This is a genomic window from Streptomyces zagrosensis, assembly GCF_014203645.1.
In the GTDB taxonomy this organism is placed as follows: Bacteria; Actinomycetota; Actinomycetes; order Streptomycetales; family Streptomycetaceae; genus Streptomyces; species Streptomyces zagrosensis.
On sequence record NZ_JACHJL010000010.1, the window covers coordinates 99,651 to 116,121 of the forward strand.

The 16,471-nt window shown below is 68.9% G+C and carries 16 protein-coding genes; 10 read left to right on the forward strand and 6 right to left on the reverse strand.

Annotation, left to right across the window (positions count from 1 at the left end):
* Window positions 1-72 precede the first annotated feature (72 nt).
* Entirely contained in the window at window positions 73-987 is a 915-nt protein-coding gene (locus tag FHS42_RS19545; RefSeq protein WP_184573654.1) for a lytic polysaccharide monooxygenase auxiliary activity family 9 protein, read from the reverse strand.
* 171 nt (window positions 988-1,158) lie between these two features.
* On the opposite strand from FHS42_RS19545, the gene FHS42_RS19550 reads away from it, so the two are divergent.
* The 3 genes from FHS42_RS19550 to FHS42_RS19560 all read left to right on the forward strand — a co-directional run bounded on the left by FHS42_RS19550 (window position 1,159) and on the right by FHS42_RS19560 (window position 2,691).
* Window positions 1,159-1,341, forward strand: coding sequence for a hypothetical protein (locus tag FHS42_RS19550; RefSeq protein WP_184573656.1), 183 nt, complete (start codon window positions 1,159-1,161; stop codon window positions 1,339-1,341).
* Window positions 1,342-1,373: 32 nt separating this feature from the next.
* A complete protein-coding gene (locus FHS42_RS19555) occupies window positions 1,374-2,126 on the forward strand; it encodes an ArsR/SmtB family transcription factor (protein WP_184573658.1) in 753 nt (250 codons plus the stop codon).
* 106 nt (window positions 2,127-2,232) lie between these two features.
* Window positions 2,233-2,691, forward strand: coding sequence for a YchJ family protein (locus FHS42_RS19560; RefSeq protein ID WP_376772636.1), 459 nt, complete (start codon window positions 2,233-2,235; stop codon window positions 2,689-2,691).
* Here FHS42_RS19560 and FHS42_RS19565 read toward each other — a convergent pair.
* Together FHS42_RS19565 and FHS42_RS19570 are read right to left on the reverse strand one after the other, a co-directional pair.
* A complete protein-coding gene (locus FHS42_RS19565) occupies window positions 2,669-3,637 on the reverse strand; it encodes an SAM-dependent methyltransferase (protein ID WP_312866952.1) in 969 nt (322 codons plus the stop codon). The two genes, FHS42_RS19560 and FHS42_RS19565, sit on opposite strands and share 23 nt — an antisense overlap.
* A 2-nt stretch (window positions 3,638-3,639) precedes the next feature.
* Window positions 3,640-4,539 carry a helix-turn-helix domain-containing protein gene (locus FHS42_RS19570; RefSeq protein WP_246494997.1) on the reverse strand — a complete coding sequence of 300 codons (900 nt, stop codon included), beginning with the start codon at window positions 4,537-4,539 and terminating at the stop codon, window positions 3,640-3,642.
* A gap of 211 nt (window positions 4,540-4,750) precedes the next feature.
* Between FHS42_RS19570 and FHS42_RS19575 the strand changes: the two genes are divergently transcribed.
* Window positions 4,751-5,377: a hypothetical protein gene (locus FHS42_RS19575; protein ID WP_184573662.1), complete on the forward strand. Its 627-nt coding sequence runs from the start codon at window positions 4,751-4,753 to the stop codon at window positions 5,375-5,377.
* Between the two features lie 218 nt (window positions 5,378-5,595).
* On the opposite strand, the gene FHS42_RS19580 is transcribed toward FHS42_RS19575, so the two are convergent.
* On the reverse strand, window positions 5,596-6,504 hold the full coding sequence (locus FHS42_RS19580) for a LysR family transcriptional regulator (protein ID WP_184573664.1): 909 nt from the start codon (window positions 6,502-6,504) through the stop codon (window positions 5,596-5,598).
* A 102-nt stretch (window positions 6,505-6,606) separates the two neighbouring features.
* Between FHS42_RS19580 and FHS42_RS19585 the strand changes: the two genes are divergently transcribed.
* Together FHS42_RS19585 and FHS42_RS38680 are read left to right on the forward strand one after the other, a co-directional pair.
* Window positions 6,607-8,139, forward strand: a complete 1,533-nt coding sequence (locus tag FHS42_RS19585) for an MFS transporter (RefSeq protein WP_246494998.1) — start codon at window positions 6,607-6,609, stop codon at window positions 8,137-8,139.
* A 144-nt stretch (window positions 8,140-8,283) separates the two neighbouring features.
* Complete coding sequence (locus tag FHS42_RS38680) at window positions 8,284-9,297, forward strand: hypothetical protein (RefSeq protein WP_184573666.1); 1,014 nt, start codon at window positions 8,284-8,286, stop codon at window positions 9,295-9,297.
* 217 nt (window positions 9,298-9,514) lie between these two features.
* Here FHS42_RS38680 and FHS42_RS19595 read toward each other — a convergent pair whose 3' ends face one another.
* Entirely contained in the window at window positions 9,515-10,126 is a 612-nt protein-coding gene (locus tag FHS42_RS19595) for a TetR/AcrR family transcriptional regulator (RefSeq protein WP_312866953.1), read from the reverse strand.
* A gap of 187 nt (window positions 10,127-10,313) precedes the next feature.
* Between FHS42_RS19595 and FHS42_RS19600 the strand changes: the two genes are divergently transcribed.
* From FHS42_RS19600 to FHS42_RS19615, 4 genes are all read left to right on the forward strand, one after another.
* Window positions 10,314-11,198: an NAD(P)-dependent oxidoreductase gene (locus FHS42_RS19600; RefSeq protein WP_184574009.1), complete on the forward strand. Its 885-nt coding sequence runs from the start codon at window positions 10,314-10,316 to the stop codon at window positions 11,196-11,198.
* Window positions 11,199-11,682: 484 nt separating this feature from the next.
* The gene (locus tag FHS42_RS19605) at window positions 11,683-12,639 is read left to right on the forward strand and encodes a hypothetical protein (RefSeq protein ID WP_184573668.1); all 957 of its coding nucleotides are present in this window, start codon (window positions 11,683-11,685) and stop codon (window positions 12,637-12,639) included.
* A 169-nt stretch (window positions 12,640-12,808) separates the two neighbouring features.
* Window positions 12,809-14,260, forward strand: a complete 1,452-nt coding sequence (locus FHS42_RS19610; protein WP_184573670.1) for an amino acid permease — start codon at window positions 12,809-12,811, stop codon at window positions 14,258-14,260.
* Window positions 14,261-14,322: 62 nt separating this feature from the next.
* Window positions 14,323-15,249 (forward strand): GNAT family N-acetyltransferase, encoded by a 927-nt coding sequence (locus FHS42_RS19615; protein ID WP_184573672.1) that lies wholly within the window; start codon window positions 14,323-14,325, stop codon window positions 15,247-15,249.
* A gap of 88 nt (window positions 15,250-15,337) precedes the next feature.
* On the opposite strand, the gene FHS42_RS19620 is transcribed toward FHS42_RS19615, so the two are convergent.
* Entirely contained in the window at window positions 15,338-16,180 is an 843-nt protein-coding gene (locus FHS42_RS19620; protein WP_184573674.1) for an endonuclease I family protein, read from the reverse strand.
* Window positions 16,181-16,471 lie beyond the last annotated feature (291 nt).

Genomic DNA, 16,471 nt, shown 5'->3' on the forward strand with positions numbered 1-16,471 from the left:
CACGGCGCCCCAGGAAGGGGCCCATCGGCGGGAGGTGGCGCGTCGGGCCCCGAACCGGTGTGAGCCGGCAGGTCAGGAGGCCCTGCGGCGGCGGAACAGGATGAAGCAGCCGGCCGTCATGCCGACGGCCGCAGCGCCCGCGAGGGACTGCGAAAGCGTGCTGCTGCCGTTCGAGGCGGCAGCGTTTTGCGCGTTCAACGAGACGACACCGTCATTCGCGGCGGCCTTCATCGCGGCGTCCCGCTCGCCGGGCACGTCACCTCCGTGACCGTGGTGGGTCACGGTGGACTTGGACGCACCCGCGTCGATCTCTTGCTGGGAAGGCGCCTTGGCCACCGCGCCCTGAGCGCTCTGGCCGAAGACGACGTCGGAGCAGCTGTAGAACGCCTCGGTGCTGTCGTTGCGCTGCCACACCTTGTAGAGCAGGTGACGGCCCGTCCGGCTGGGCAGGTTGCCGGAGAACTCGTACCAGCCGCTCGGCGCGCTCCTGGCAACGGTGGCCTTGGTGACCGGGGTGGTCTCCAGGTCCGACCACTTGAGCGGCTTGGTCGGGTCGTAGCCCTCCTTGGTGACGTAGACGGTCATGGTGCCAGGGTGCGCGGCGGTGACGCGGTACCGGAAGTTGATCGCGCCGGCGGAGACCTTCGTGGCGGGCCAGTCGGTGCGGGCCCAGTCGAGCGCCTTGTACTTCTCACGGTTGGCCGAGCACAGCTTGCCATCGGGGATGATCTTTTGGTGCTGCCCGTTGGCGTTGGCGATGTTCACCTCGTTCCAGTCGTAGAGCGGCTGGGTGCCGCTCGCGGCGACGAGGTCCTTGCACACCTGCGTCTTCGGGTTCTCCGGGCCCTCGGCGTAGCAGGTGGCAACGCGGCTGACCGGGTTGAACATCGTGCCGTGGGCGCTCGCCTGGCCGGGCGTGAAGGTCACGAGCAGCGCAGAGGCGGCACCGACCGCGCCTAAGGAGGCAGCCTTGCGTCGAGCGGACATCGGGGGCTCCATTCTCCAACTTGGGGGGAACACGGGTGGAACACGGCCTGCTGGCACAGGTCGCGGGCCGCTGGGTCTTGTCATGGAGGGGCAGAGCAAGACACGGCGCCCCAAGGGGGCATTCAAAGGCAGGGTCGCATTGGCCTAGACCAGACAACAAGAGTCGTGCACATGGCAATCCGGATGGAACTAATGACGGCCGGGCCCCGACGCGCCGCCGCACGGCAGGGCAGCAACGAGCACAACGGAGCACCCGCCTCCCTCTGGACCAGCACGGATTCCACTTTGCAGCGCCGCACCCCCAAGCCATCCCGCGAGGTGATCCAGCCGACCGAATCACCTCGCGACTCTTGATAGGTGACCAATTGGTCACCTATCATGGACGCATGGACGAGGTGTTCCGAGCCCTTGCCGACCCCACCCGGCGGGGCCTGCTCGACGAACTCTTCCGAGAGGACGGGCAGACCCTGAGCGCGCTCGCCGAGCGCTTCTCGATGACGCGATTCGGCGTGATGAAGCATGTGAAGTTGCTGGAGGAGGCGGGGCTGATCGTTGCCAAGCGGCGGGGCCGCGAGAAGCTCCACTTCCTCAATCCCCTCCCCATCCAGCTCGTCCACGACCGGTGGGTGAGCAAGTACGCCGCGCCCTGGGCCAGCACGCTCAGCGAGCTCAAGCGCCGTTTGGAGAGCACCATGGAGAAGGTTTTCGAGATCTATATCCGTACGACTCCGGAGCGCCTGTGGGAGGCGATCACCGACCCCGAGATCAGGAGCAAGTACAACTTCGGCTCTCGGGTCACCTCGGATTGGACGCCAGGTTCGCGGTACGAGATGAGCAACCCCCGCGCCGACACGCTGCTCGGTGAGGGCGAGAACCTGGAGGTCGATCCGCCGCGCCGGCTCGTACAGAGCATGGTCGCGCTCTGGGGCGACGACGTGCGAAGCGAGGGAACCTCGCGCATCACTTGGGAGATCGAGCCGGTGGGCGACTCGTGTCGGCTGACGGTCACCCACGACCAACTCCGCGAGGGCGCGAACGACCAGCTCTACGGCGGCTGGCCGATGGTCCTGTCCGGCCTGAAGACCTGGCTGGAGACCGGCGAGCTACTCACCACGCCCGGATCGCTGATGTACACCTGACGCCCACGGCAGGGGCCTGCGGGCGTACGCCGGTCCGGGCGTACGCCGGTCCAGCCCCACCGCCCCACCGTGCTGACCGGCCACGCGCGGCGGCGACAATGGGCGGATGTCCAAACAGATGTCCAAAAAGAGCGCTCGCCGCCAACCAGCGACCGAAACGGCCACCGGGCCTGCGGCAAACCCCGCCGCGCCCTGCCCCTGTGGGCTCGACGCCACCTATCGCGACTGCTGCGGCAGCCTGCATGACGGGCGCACCACGGCCACCACCGCGCAGCGGCTCATGCGTGCGCGCTACAGCGCATTCGTCGTCCGCGACGCCGCCTATCTACTGCGTAGTTGGCACTCCACGACCCGCCCCAGCGACATCAGCTTCGAGCCGGCCCAGCACTGGACCGGGCTGGAGGTCCTCGGCACCACCGGCGGATCGTCCTTTCACCGCGATGGCACCGTGGAGTTCCGAGCCCACTTCACGCTGCGCGGCCAGGCCCACAGCCAGCACGAGCTGAGCCGTTTCGTACGCGAGGACGGGCATTGGGTGTACGTCAGCGCCCTGGAGCGGCCGTAGCCATGCGCTTACGGGCCACCCCGCCGTACATCGAGACGTCTGCGTCTCGGAGACCGGTGCCCGCGCCGGGGTCTGGGCGCCAGCGGTGGATCGGGGTCACTCCGGGGTCCACCAGGTCGAGTCCGTCGAAGAAGCGGACGGCATCGGCCTTGGTGCCCTGCCGCAAGGAGACACCGGATTGACGGTAGACCTCCGCCGCGCGGGCCATCTCCTGGGGGGCGAAGTCGGTCGTGGCGTAGGACAGCGCCAGATACGAGCCAGCCGGCAGCGGCCTCAGCAGTTCGCTCGCAATGGCGTACGGGTCGTGCCCTTCGGGCAGGAAGTGCAGCACGGAGCTGAGCGTCAGGGCGACCGGCCTGGTCAAGTCGAGCGTTTCGCGTACCTCGCGTGAGCCGATGATGCCCGCGGGGTCCCGCAGATCGGCCTGGAGATAGCTGGTGCGGCCCTGCGGGGTGCTGCGCAGCAGGGCCTGGGCGTGGCTGCGCACGATGGGGTCGTTGTCGGCGTAGACGACCCGAGCCGCTGGGGCGGCTCCCTGAGCGACCTGGTGCAAATTGGGCTCGGTGGGAATGCCGGTGCCGATATCGAGAAACTGGGTGACACCCGCCGTCCGGGTGAGGTACTCCACGGCCCGGTGCAAGAACGCCCGGTTGGTACGCGCGATGGTGCGTGCCGTTGGCAGCACCTCAAGGACCCGCTCGGACGCCTCCCAGTCGGCTGGATAGTTGTCCTTGCCGCCGAGGAAGTAGTCGTACATCCGCGCCGAGTGCGCCGTCCCGGTCGTCATGCTCAGATTGGGTGGCTCAGGGGCGGTGGGGGCCTGCGGCGGCACCGGGTTGGTGGATATGGCGAAGACCGCTGGCGTGGCCGACGCGGCCGGTGAGGCGGGCGAGGCGGGTGGGGACGGGTCGTCCTGTGCGGTGGTCTGCGGCGGGTCGTACTGCACCGTCATCCTCCTGTGCCGTGGGGGGCGTCGCTCCAGTGTGCGTGAAGCTCCCCCAGCCGGTCGCGCGATGCGGGCGCCTGGAGCGCCTGCGCGCAGACGTGGTCCAAGGCGGCCTGATAGCGGGCGACGTGCTCACGTTTGGTGTCGATGGTGGGCGAGGTCAGCCCGTTCTCGCTGGACACGATGTCGGGCAGCTCGCGGGCCCGGACCCGGAAGACGGTGAAGGCGCTGGCCCCGGCTGCCACGTGCGGGCCGAACTCGTACGGCATGACCTGAAGAGTGATGTGCGGCAGCTCGGACAGTTCCAGTAGTCGCTCGATCTGATCGCGCATGACCTTCGGACCGCCGACCGGCCACCGCAGCACGGTCTCGTCAAGCACCATCCACAGCCGCGGCGGTTCCTCGCGGCCGAGCAGAGCCTGGCGCCGCATGCGCAGTTCCACCCGCCGCTCGGTGCGTTGGACGTCCGGCGTGGTGAGGGGGTCGTCGGCGTGCAGCAGGGCGCGGGCGTACTCCTCGGTTTGGAGCAGATCGGGCACGTGCTGCGGGGCGTAGCCGCGGATGAGTTGGGCCGCCTCGTCAAGGCCGATACGAGTACGCAACCACTCAGGGGCTACATCTCGGTACGGGTGCCACCAACTCGGCTGACTCGCCTCGTCCGCGAGCCGCTGCACGGCCTCGGCCTTCTCCTGCGCGGTCACGCCGTAGCAGTCGAGCAGCGCCATCAGTGAGGCGCGTAGATAGCGCGTGGCCTGGCCTGCTTCCATGCGACGGATCGTGGCCTCGCTGACTCCCACCGCCTTGGCCGCCTCGTGATACGTCCTGCCCGCGCTCTCGCGGAGCTCCTTGAGCTGGGCTCCCAGGATCTGCCGGAGCACCTCTGGGGGATCGCCGGCGGCCAATCCGTCCCTCCTCGCTGAACTGCAATTTGCAAACTGGACTTGCATTCTGACTTTTTCCCTCACCATAGTGGGTGGTGGCTTGGAGACCACGAGACGGAGACGTACGAAGAAACCAGGCCCCGCGCTCGTCGTTCCAGACGGGCTCACCCACTCACGCGCCTTCCCGCCGCGGCAGCGACCACCCGTACCCGGGAAGGCTCCCGGAGGACACATGGCCCGCTACCCCGCCCGCGAGCGGTTGGCGCACTGGTTCTCGCAGGACGGGCATCCCCGCCGGCCAGCGCTGACTCCCGAACGGGCCGACGCCGCCGAGCAGTGGATCAGCGCCTCGCATCCACGCCCCGAACGACTGGCTGCCGAATGGCAGCGCCCGCCGCGGAACACCGCGCTGGTCCCCGCGGGCTGCGGCTGGGACGCCGTCGCCCTGCCCTGCACACTGGCCGCCGCGGCCTCCGCGGAACTGAGCTTCGAGCAGCGCGCCGACCTGGAGGGCACACCGCTGCTGTGCGACCTGGACAGTCAACTTGTCTACATCCCGGTGGCCCCCCGCAGCGCCGACCGCTGGGGCGACCCGGCCGTCACGGTGCTCAGCCATGACGACTGGCTGGTCATGCCGCATCCACGGCATCCGCCGACCGGGCACCGCGCCATGTGGATCTCGTTGCCGGACGGCAGCGGACGGCTGGCCGATGTCCGGGTGCTGCGGCTCGCCGTCGCCCAGGCGCGCGCCCGGCAGCGGGCCCCGCGCCCGCTGGTACGGGCCGGCTACGGCGTCCACTGCCCAGGGCCGGTCCCACCGCAGCGCGCCGCAGGCTGCGCGGAGCCCGGCCTGCGCTGAGCCTCGCCGGTGAGATCGGCTCAGCGCCAGTGCGGGCTCCCGCGGCGGGGGCGGCGCCGACCCGCCCGGTGCCCGGCGTGACACGCCCGGACCAGGCGCTTCGCGCGGAGCAGGGCGGCCCGTATCGGCAGGGGCACGTATCGGAGGTACCAGAGGCATCGGGAGTATCGGAGGCATCGGGGGTATCGGAAGCACTGTCACGAGCATCGCCGGGTCGCTCAGCGGGCGACCAGCGGCCCCAGTTCCTGGGCCAGGGCGATGGTCAGCGCGCGAAAGATACGGACCTCCGGGTTGCTGTCATCGGCGCGTATGGCGAGGTAGCTGCTTTCCCACGGTGCGTCGAGCACCGGCACGTACACCGCGCCCGGCCAGCCGTAATACCGCGCGAAGGACTTCAGACCCGAGCCCGCCGCGCACCCGGTGACCACTCCGGTCAGCACCTCCTGCGGGGTGAGGGCGTAGTGCGCGCTGCGCCGCTGCGCCTCGTCGTGGAAGTACAGATACTCGGTGAAGGGGCGCGGGGTGTGCGACGGCAAGCGGAAAAATGGCAGATCCGCTATGTCCTGAAGGTACGCGCCGAGCTCCCGGGCGTCCGCGAGCGGTGACGTCTCGGGCACCACCACGATGCGCTGTTCGGTGGTCAGCACATCGGCGAGGACCCGCTCGTCATCGGGCGTGGGGCGTACGAACGCCACGTCCACGCTGTCCTGGAGCAACGCCGTCACGTGTTCGGTGAAGTCCAGTTGCCGCAGTTCGACGGGGACTTCGGGCCTGGCCCGCCGGTAGGCATTGATCGCGGCGGGCGTCAGCTCCGCCGAGCCATGGCCCATGATTCCCACGCGCAGCGGCCGTACGGTGTCGCTCTCCCGGTCCTGGACCAGGTCGGCCATGTCGTCCATGGCGGCGTTCGCGGCGGCGAGCAACCCACGGGCGTGCCCGACCAGTCGGGCGCCGGCAGGGGTCAGCGAGACCGGGTTGCGATGCAGCAGCCGGGCGCCGACCTCGCTCTCCAAGCGACGCACATGCTGGGTGACGGCGGGCGGTGAGAGGAAGAGCCGCGCAGCGGCCCGTCCGAAATGTCCTTCCTCAACGACCGCCAGAAACGACGACAGCAAGCGAAGGTCCATGCCCACCACCATAGAGAGGTCGCGGGCAGCGCCTCGACCCGCCTTCACGATTCGTGAAGGCGGGCGGCGCTGGACGGTTGCACGCTCGTACAACTGAGCGGCATGAGCACCACGACGAACCACAAGGCGCGAGGGCTGCGGCAGCCGCCCCCCACCACCCAGCCGCTGGCATCACCTGGCTACGGACTGCGCGCGGCCTGGCTGATGATGGCCTTCGGCTGGAGCGCCAACCAGTTCACCGCGTTGCTCGGCGCCTACCGCTCGGAGTTGGGGCTGGCCGAGTCCACCGTGACGGGTCTGTTTGCGGTGTACGTCATCGGGCTGGTGCCGGGGCTGCTGGCCGGCGGGCCGCTGGCCGACCGCACCGGACGCCGCCCGGTGGCGCTCACCGCGCTCGTCCTCAACCTCGTCTCCTCTCTCCTGCTGATGGCCGGCAGTTCCGCGAACTGGTTGCTGCTGCCCGGCCGTTTCATCACCGGCATCAGCGCGGGGGCGTTGCTTGCGGCGGGCAGCGCCTGGGTCAAGGAGTTGTCGTCCCCGCCGTTCACCTCACACCTGGCGCCGGGCACGGCGGCCAAGCGCTCGGGGCTCTTCGTTTCGGCGGGCTTCGCCTCGGGCGGCCTGATCGCCTCCATGATCGCCGAGTGGGCACCCCATCCGATGCTGACCGCGTATCTGCCCCATCTCGTTTTGGCGACCGCGGCGGGGGTGGCTGCGTTGAGGGTGCCGGAGTCACGTCGGCGCCAGCCGGGGGACGGCCCAGGCGACAAGGCCTTGTCCGCCGCGCCACCCTCGGTCGCCGCCCCAGCCCCGCACGTCACCTCGGCGCCAACGGTGACGCCCACCCCGGATATCGCCCTCGCACCCACCGCATCGACACCCACCGCATGGGTCCCGACGCCCCCGAAGCCCCCGACGACCCCTGCTTCTCCTGTCCCGCCTGCCTCTCCTGTCTTGTCCGTCTCTCCTGCACTGTCCGTCTCTCCTGCACTGTCCACCTCCACCACCTCCACCACCTCCACCCTCACCACGGCCTCTACCGCCTCCGCCGCCTCTACCGCCTCGCCGATCGAGCATCAGCACCGCTTCCTGCGGTCGATCGCACTGCTCGCCCCCTGGGTGTTCATTGGCCCCAGCGTCGGCTTCGCCACGCTCCCCGACCTGGTGGACAACGGCCTGTCGGGCTGGCAGACCGTCTACGCGGGCATCACCACGGCCGTCGTCCCAGGCGCCGGGCTCCTCGTGCAACCGCTGGCCCGCCAACTGGCCGCCCGCCGGCGGCTGGCCACGGCCATCGTCGGTTTGCTGGTCACGGCGATGGGCTTCGGCCTGGCCGTGCCGGCCGCCGCCATGGGGCAGCCCGCGCTCGCGCTGGTGGCCGCCGCGGTTCTCGGCGCCGGCTATGGGCTCGCCCTCACCTATGGGCTCACGGAGGTCGCGGCCATGGCCCCACCGGACCGGTTGGCCCGACTGACGGCGCGGTTCTGGGCGATGGCGTACATCGGGATGTGCACGCCGTATGTGCTATCGCTGCTTTCCGGTGCGTTCAGCATGTCGGTGCTGCTCGCGGCGGGAGCAGTGTTGGCCGTGCTGACCTGCGTGGCGCTGTTCTTGCTCAACCGGCAGGAGGGCTGAAGTGAGGATGTGCGACCGGACGGGCGCTCGTGACCCGAAGCCCTCCGCACACTGCGGGTGGTGCCTTCGGCACCGCAAGATCGCACGAGGTGGCCAGCCAAACGGTTGTACGCTTACTCGGTCCGCACACAGAGGAGCACGCCGATGACTCAGCCTCCCAACGAGCCACCGCAGGGCGGCTTCGGCGCTCCGCCTCCTCCCCCACACGATCCCCGCCAGCCCCCACCGTCGCCTCCGCCGCCAAGCCCGCAGCAGCAGCCACCCGTTCACCCATCGGCTGCCCCACCGGCGCAGCCCGGCTACGGCTTTCCCCAGCAACCAGGGCAAGGCGCTGCTCCCTACGGCCAGGACCCGCAGGCCGGCCAGCCAGCACCGTACGGCCAGCCCGCCTACGGGCAATCGGCCTACGGGCAACCCACGCAGGGCAACCCCGCATCGCCTTACGGACACCAGCAGCAGACCGGCCCCTACGGGCAGCAGCCATACCCGGCAGACCCGTACGGGCAACAGCCAGGGCCGTACGGTCAGCAGCAGCAACCTTATGGAGGTGGCGGCTACCCGGCACCGCCCGGGCCGCCTCATAACGGGCGGGGATCGCGCAAGACGGCGTTGATCGCCGGATCGGTCGTCGCGGCGCTACTGGTGATATCCGGTGGCGTGTACGTCGCCACTCGCGATGACGATGACGGCGACAAGAAGCCGGTGGCCCAGCACAGCGAGGACGTAAGCGCGACGCCGCAGCCCACGGTGGAGCCGCCAGGCACGCCGGATGACGCGCTGCCCAGCGAGACCGTCACGGAGAGCCCGAGCGCCACAGGGCCCAGCGATCTCGTCCCCACAGGCACGGGAATCGACGGCGTCTGGCGCTCGAACAAGGACGGCAGGATGCTCGCCATGGCCGCGAGCGGACAGAACGTGAACGGCAAGGGCCGGGCCGGTGCCGCCCTGGTCAAGGGCGATCTGGAGTGTAAGGGTCAGCGCGAAGAGCGCACACCGGGCAAGACCTGGCGACTCGCGCTCCTGTGCGAGCGCGGCGGGAAGCAGGACAAGAACCTCGGCGGCGACGTCACACTCGACGGCGACACGGTGACGGTCAACTGGGACAGCCAGGGCACCGAAACCTTTGCCCGCTTCAGGAACCTCGCCGAAGGCCCATAAGAGGCGGCCCGTTGACTTGCACGCCGACGCGGCAGCGGTCTCTTTGCCGAGCAGACTGAGCAGCCTGCGCAGGCCCAACGTTCGTACGGCCGCTGTGAACCGGCCGCCGCCATCGCGCACAGGGCACACAGGGCGCACGCCGAGGGCCGTAACGCGCTGACCAACTGCGGTCAGCAAGAGCTCACGGCACTCAGCGATCAGCAAGGGCCGGCGGTAGTCAGCGGTAGGAGTTGATCAGCCGCGCCAATTGCCGCCCCGCCGCTCGCAACGGCTCCTCGCTTCGGGCGACTTGAGCCGCCATCTCCGCGCCTTCCAGGGTGCTGATCACCGTGCTCGCCAGTTCGCGGGCCTCATCCTCGGCGATACCCGCGCCGCGCAACTTCTCGTACACCAACTCCCGCCACCGCTGGAATGCCTCGGCCGCCGCCCGCTGAATGTCGGGGAGATGGCCGGCAGCGCCGAGCGCGGTGGCGGTGACCGGACAGCCATCCAGCCAAGCGGAGGCGTGCAAACCCTCGGCTAGCGCCACAGCGCAGTCGTCGATCGCGCCGGCCGGGTCCGGGCGGCTGTCGAGCATCTCCCCCAGGATGTCGGCGAACTCGCGGTCCCCGTGCCGGATCGCTTCCGCGGCAAGCTGCTGCTTGCCACCGGGAAAGAAGTGGTACAGCGAGCCCAGCGTCGCGCCGGCCTCCTGCGAGATCTGCTTGACCCCGCTCGCCTCGTACCCCTGCCGCTGCATCAGCCGCGAGGCCGTCCGGACGATCCGCTCACGAGTGCCGAGCGGACCCTGCTCCACCGTGTCCTCATCGTGCTGCGCCTTGGTCTTCACCCCCGCAGCTTACCGGATAGAGCGCTCGCTCTAGAGCATGTTAGGTTCTCGTCAGCGACTAGATAGAGCGCTCGCTCTAGTGACGCGAACACCGTCACGCCCATGATCCGAGCGCATGTCGCCGCACGTCACGCTGCGCACCCACCGAGCGCAGCCCTACCGACCACCGATCACGAGGGACCCCACCATGTTGAGCAAGCAGCACCAGCAGCCCGTCACCATCGTCGGCCTCGGCCCGATGGGGCGGGCCATGGCCGGCGCCTACCTCGACCGCGGCCACCAGGTCACCGTCTGGAACCGCACCCCGAGCAAGGCCGATGACCTGGTCGCCAGGGGCGCGACGCGCACGGCGACCATCGAAGAAGCACTGGGCATCAACGAGTTGGTGATCCTCAGCCTCACCGACTACGACGCGATGTACGCCATCCTCGAACCGGTCACCAGCGCGCTATCCGGTCGGGTACTGGTCAACCTCACGTCCGACACGCCGCTCAAGGCCAGGGAGGCCGCCGCGTGGGCCGAGCGGCATGGTGCCGTGCATCTCACCGGAGGGGTGCAGTCGCCACCTTCGGGCATTGGCGCACCGGAGTCCTCCACCTTTTACAGCGGCCCCGCCGAGGCCTTCGAGGCTCATGCGGAAACGCTCCAGGTGATCAGCGGAACCGACTATCGAGGCACCGATCCGGGCCTGGCCGCGCTGATGTACCAGGTACAAATGGATGTGTTCTGGACGGCGATGCTCAGCTCGCTGCACGCCTTCGCGGTGGCCGACGCCCACGGCATCACGGCGGAAGACGTCCTGCCGCACCTGTCCGCCACTCTCGCCTCAGTGCCGGACTTCCTGGCCTTTTACGCCCCGCGCATCGCCGAGGGACACCACCCCGGCGATGTGGATCGGCTCGCGATGGGGGTCGCGAGCATCGACCATGTCGTCCACACCGCTACCGACGCAGGAGTTGATGCCACGCTCCCCGCAGCCGTCCTGGAGGTCTTCCGCCGGGGCATCGCCGCGGGCCATGCCGACGACAGCTTCACCAGCCTGATCGAGGTGCTCCGCAAGCCCGCCGGATAACACCCCCGGCACTCCCCTCCCGCCCCCGCAGCCCCGCAGCCCCACTGGCCTCCCCGCCTCACGACCTGTTCTCCTCGGCCGCCCCTCGCGGCCCCGCCCCCGCGCCAGGGAAGGTCTTCGGCCCTGCCGGAGATCTGCCGGAGATCCGCCGGAGAGCTGCGGGCCATCGGCCCATGATCGGCCGCAGAGAACACGCAATGCCCGTTGCCATTACACAAAGCCGCGCCGTTTCGCATATGCCAAACACACATTTCGCGTCAGCGGGTGACAGCTAAGCCGGTTTGGCTTACGTTGTCTTCCCCCCTGTCAGGCCCGTAACTGACGGGAAACCAGGTGATTTGGGTGACCGGTGTCGGTCCGTAGTGATGCTGAGTAAGGTGTGGTCTCTGCCGCGAGTCCGGTCGGAACGATTTCCGGCCTGAATTCGGCAGAAGTGGGGGCGGGTGTGGGTGAGCGGTGTCGTCAACAGGAACGGCAGGGGAGCATGACCGCGGGCGTTTTCGAGGGGCAGTACGTTTGGCATCCGGCGGCAGACGACCGTGAACTCGCGAACGCGTGTGTGGACGTACGGGCGGGACGCTACCGGAGCGCGCGGGAGGTGTTACAGGCCGCGCGCGGTGACTTCGGTCTGCGCGCACACCGCTCCCTGGTCCTGGCCTCCGAGGCGGCGGACTCCGATCTTACGGAGCGCTGGCTGGCCGAGGAGCCGGGCCAGGAGGCGGCGCTGTTGTGGGCCAGGGTGGCGGTGCTACGGGCCACGCGTGCCGCCGATGGCCATGATCGTCGGGCGGCTGTGCTGAGCCGCATCGCGACGACGGCCTGCGAGCGTGCGGCGGAGATGGCGCCTTCTGACCCCACGCCATGGGCCGCCCGGCTGGGCCTGTCCTCTTTACAGCAGTCGCGCGATCCCGCGCCTCGGGGACTGCTCACCGCACCGCCCGGTCCCTGGTTCCTGTTCGCGCGCGTCTTACGGCTCGATCCGTGGCACCGCGAGGCTCACCACCGGTTCTTGGCCTTCTTCTTTCCGCGCAACGGCGGTTCGACCAACGCCGCTTGGGATGTGGCCGCGTTCCTCGGGCAGCGGGCGCCCGCCTCTTCCGCGCTGCGGTTGCTGCCCTTGGTCACCCTCGTGGAGGGGCACAAACCGGCCGCTCCGCTGGCGAACCACGTCTGGGAGGAACCCCAGTGGAGGACGGCTGCGCTGAGCATCTACCAGTATTGGTTCCCGCACGCGGAATCCTGTCGCTTTACGCCCGTGCTCGACCTGGCCTATCTGGCACACGCGCTGTTCATGGCGCGGCGCCCGTTCGAGACCAGGGCAGTTCTCACAGCTATGGGTCCCTATGCGTCCCGCATGCCGTGGAGCGTGTTCGGCGACCCCGAGGACCAACTCACCCGGGCGCGGCGGCAATGCGGTCTACCCGTGCCCGGCTCACCCTGAGCGACTCCAGCGCGTCCGCCGCGGGGTGAACCGCTCAGCCCGCGGCGAGGTCTTTCTCCCTCACCCCAGAAAGGTCGCGGTAGTGTCAGACCCCGAATCCCTTGCTCGTACGAAAGCACGTCACGCGGCGGAACCAGGACCGCTCGATGACGATGCGACATTGCACGCCATGGGATATCCGCGCAAACTTACTCGACGTTTCCGCGCCTTCGATAACTTCGCGATATCCTTCACGATCATCAACATTATCTCGGGCATCTTTTCGTCATTCGGATTCGGCATGTCCGCCGGCGGCCCGCGCGTCCTGGTATTCGGCTGGATCGCCGTTTCCATCATGGTGTTGTTCGTCGGCGCCGCAATGGCGGAGATCGCGTCCGCCTATCCCACGAGTGGCGCGCTGTATTTCTCCGCCGGAAAGCTCGCCAAGCGCCACCGCGGGGCCTGGTCCTGGTACACGGGCTGGCTCAACTTCGTCGGGCAAGTCGGCGGCACCGCCGCCACCGGATACGCCGCCGCCACCTTCATCCAGGCATTCTTGTCGATGCAGTGGCCCTCCTACGATGTGACGGCGCAGCGTACGGTCCTGATCACCGCCGTCATCTTGCTGGTCCAGGCCCTGGCCAACACCTACACCGTGCACCTCGTGGCCCTCATGAACCGAATCTCGGTGTGGTGGCTGCTGATCGGCCTGGTCGTGATCGTCGTGGTCCTCACGGTGGAGCCGTCGCACCACCAGTCCGCCTCGTTCGCCACCCATTTCGTCAACGACACCGGTTTCTCCAACGCGGTGTACGGCGGAATGCTTGGACTGCTCGTCACCAGTTGGACGTTCACCGGATTCGATGGCAGTTTTCACATGTCCGAGGAAACGGTACGCGCAACGGTCAACGCGCCCAAGGGCATCATGCGGGCCATCGGCTACTCCGCGGTGACCGGCCTGATCCTCATGCTCGCACTGGTGTATGCGATCCGTGACTACGACAAGGAGGCGGGCGCGGCGGCACCGCCGGTGCAGGTTCTCGTCGACGCGTTGGGCGTGGGCACCGCGAAACTACTGTTGCTCATCGTGATCGGTGCCATGTTGTTCTGTGGCCTGGCCAACATGACCAGTAACACCCGGCAGATCTTCGCGTTTTCGCGCGATGGAGCGATGCCCGGATCGCACTGGTGGCACTCGGTTTCACCGCGTACCCGCACCCCCGTCAAGGCGGTGTGGTTGGCCGCCGCCTGCTCGTTCGTGCTCGTCATCCCCGGCTGGTGGTCGCACACGGCGTTCACCGCTGTCGTCAGCGTCAACGTCGTGGGACTCTTCCTCTCCTATGCCGTGCCCATCTTCTTGCGGCTGCGGCTGGACGACTTCGAGCCGGGTCCCTGGCACCTGGGCCGGTACAGCAAGCTGATCGGGCGCGTAGCGGTGACGTGGATCGTGATCAGCAGCGTGCTGTTCATGCTGCCGCATGCCTCGCCCATCACGGCGACCTCGTTCAACTACGCGCCGATCGCACTGGCTACGGTGTTGCTGATCGCTACGGTGTGGTGGTTCGCCAGCGCCCGCCGCCGCTTCAAGGGACCGGTCAGTTATGGCCGCCCCGACGAGGTGGCCGCCATGGACCTGATCTGAGCGCAGCATGACCACCGGCCGTGCCTTGCGGCCACTCACCACGGGAAGGGACGAACAGCACAATGGACCCCCTCGACGCAGCATCCCCCGGGCATTCCAACGACCAGCGCCCGGCGGCTCCCTCGGCGCCGCCGACCGGTGAGGCGGCCGGGCTCACCGTAGGCGGAGCCTCGCTGGAGGACTGGCATCAGGTGGCCGAGTGGGCCGCCGCCGAGGGATGGAACCCGGGGCGGCGCGATGTGGCCTGCTTCCACCCGACCGATCCCGCCGGGTTCTTCGTCGGCCGCCTGGACGGTCGGCTGGTGTCGGCTGTCTCCCTCGTCGGATACTCCGATCAGTACGCCTTCCTCGGCTACTACCTCGTGCACCCCGAGTTTCGGCGGCAGGGCCTGGGCGTCGCCACCTGGCAGGCGGCCATGCCACACGCCGGGAGCAGGCTGATCGGCCTGGACGCGGTGCCCGCGCAACAGGCCACGTACGAGCGATCGGGGTTCACCTCCGCGTACGAGACGATCCGTTATGCCGGGGTGCCCGAGCGCCCACACTCGGTGGCCACGGGGGCGGTAGCGGTCACCCGCGAGCACATCGGGGCGATCGCCGACTACGACCGGCACTGCTTCCCCGCCGAACGGCGCGCCTTCGTGGACCGCTGGCTGACCGCCGAAGGCCACCGGTCGTACGCCTGGGTACAGGATGGGCAGATCGCCGGGTACGGGGTGATCCGGCCGGCCCGCGACGGGCAGCGCCTTGGGCCGCTGTTCGCCGACAGCCAGCAGGGCGCCGAGGCACTGCTCGATGCACTCCTCAGCCACCTCGGCCCGGGCGAAAACGTCTACCTCGACATGCCCGAGCCGAATGCGCAGGCCGGTGCGCTCGCCGCTGCCAGGGGGCTCAAGCCCGACTCGGTGACCACACGCATGTACACCGGGCCTGCGCCGCAGACCAGGACGGACAGCACCTACGCGGTCACCAGCCTCGAACTCGGCTGACCGCGCGGGCGTCCCAGCCCATGCGCTGGGGCGCCCGCGGCCGGCCGGTGCCTCGGACACCGCCGTGGACTTCTGCGATGGCCTTCCCTTACTTCCAGATCTTGCCGACCCACTCCGGGTGGTCGATGAACGGGTTCCGGTTGTGCTGGTAGGTGTCGAATATGGTCTGGTTACGCTTCTTCTCGAACGCGTCCGGCGCGTCCTGCGCGTTCCACTTCTTCAGCACGGACAGCCGCCCGAGGAACGGGTTGGAGCCGTTGCCCACCTTGTCGTTGACCTCTAGGTCGGCGAAGCCGTCCCCGCCCTCGTAACGCACGGCCATGTAGAGGATCATGCGGGCGACATCGCCCTTGACCTGATCGCGGGGCTCGAAGGAGTCCTTGTCGGTGCGATTGCCGGGTGCCTCGCCGAGTTCGCTGCCGCCCAGGTCGAAGTCCTTGTTGCCCCGAATGCTGTTGACGGACACATTGGTGGGGCGCAGGTGGTGGATGTCGGTACCGGGGCCGGTGGCCGTGCCGAAGTTACCGTGCGACTTGGCCCATACGTGCTCGCGGTTCCACTGGTTCGCACCGCCGCCGTTGGAGTTCTTGCTCTGGGAGCGCCCGCTGTACAGCAGGATGACGTTGGCCGACTTGGCCGGGTCTTGATCGGTGGCCTTCAGCGCGTCCCAGACCTGGCTGTAGGAGAGCTTTGTTGTGTTGCGGCTGATGATCTGGTGCAGTGCGGCCTTGAGCGGCTCGCCGGTCTTTCCGATCGCGCCCTTGTAGTACGTGTCGTCGTACGCACCGAAGAACGCCTTGGCCTGTGCGAACTGGTCGGCGTCGCGCGCGGGGCCGGCGGCGGTGGCCGGGCTCGGTGCGACGAGGGCCGCAAGGGCCACGCCGGTCAGTAGGGGCAGCAGCTTCCAACGGGCAACTCGGCTGTGGCGCATGATCGGTGTCCTCTCCCCGAAGCCGGACGACCGCCGCGCGGGTCACCCGCCACGGCCATCCAGGCGAACTGTCGTTCGACCCGAGGCAGCGTGGCATGGGATCGATCATTGGAGATGAACGCCGTGGATCGGTTCGGTGGAGCTCGGCGGGCAGCCGACTGCGTATGGGGCCGTTTGGCACGAGTCGCCCATTCCCCGGGCCAGCACGAAGCGCCACAACCCCGACCTCAGCGGGCCGCTCCGGCGTCAGCGGTGGCTTGCGCGCGCCGCCCCGAGCTCGGACGGGAGGCG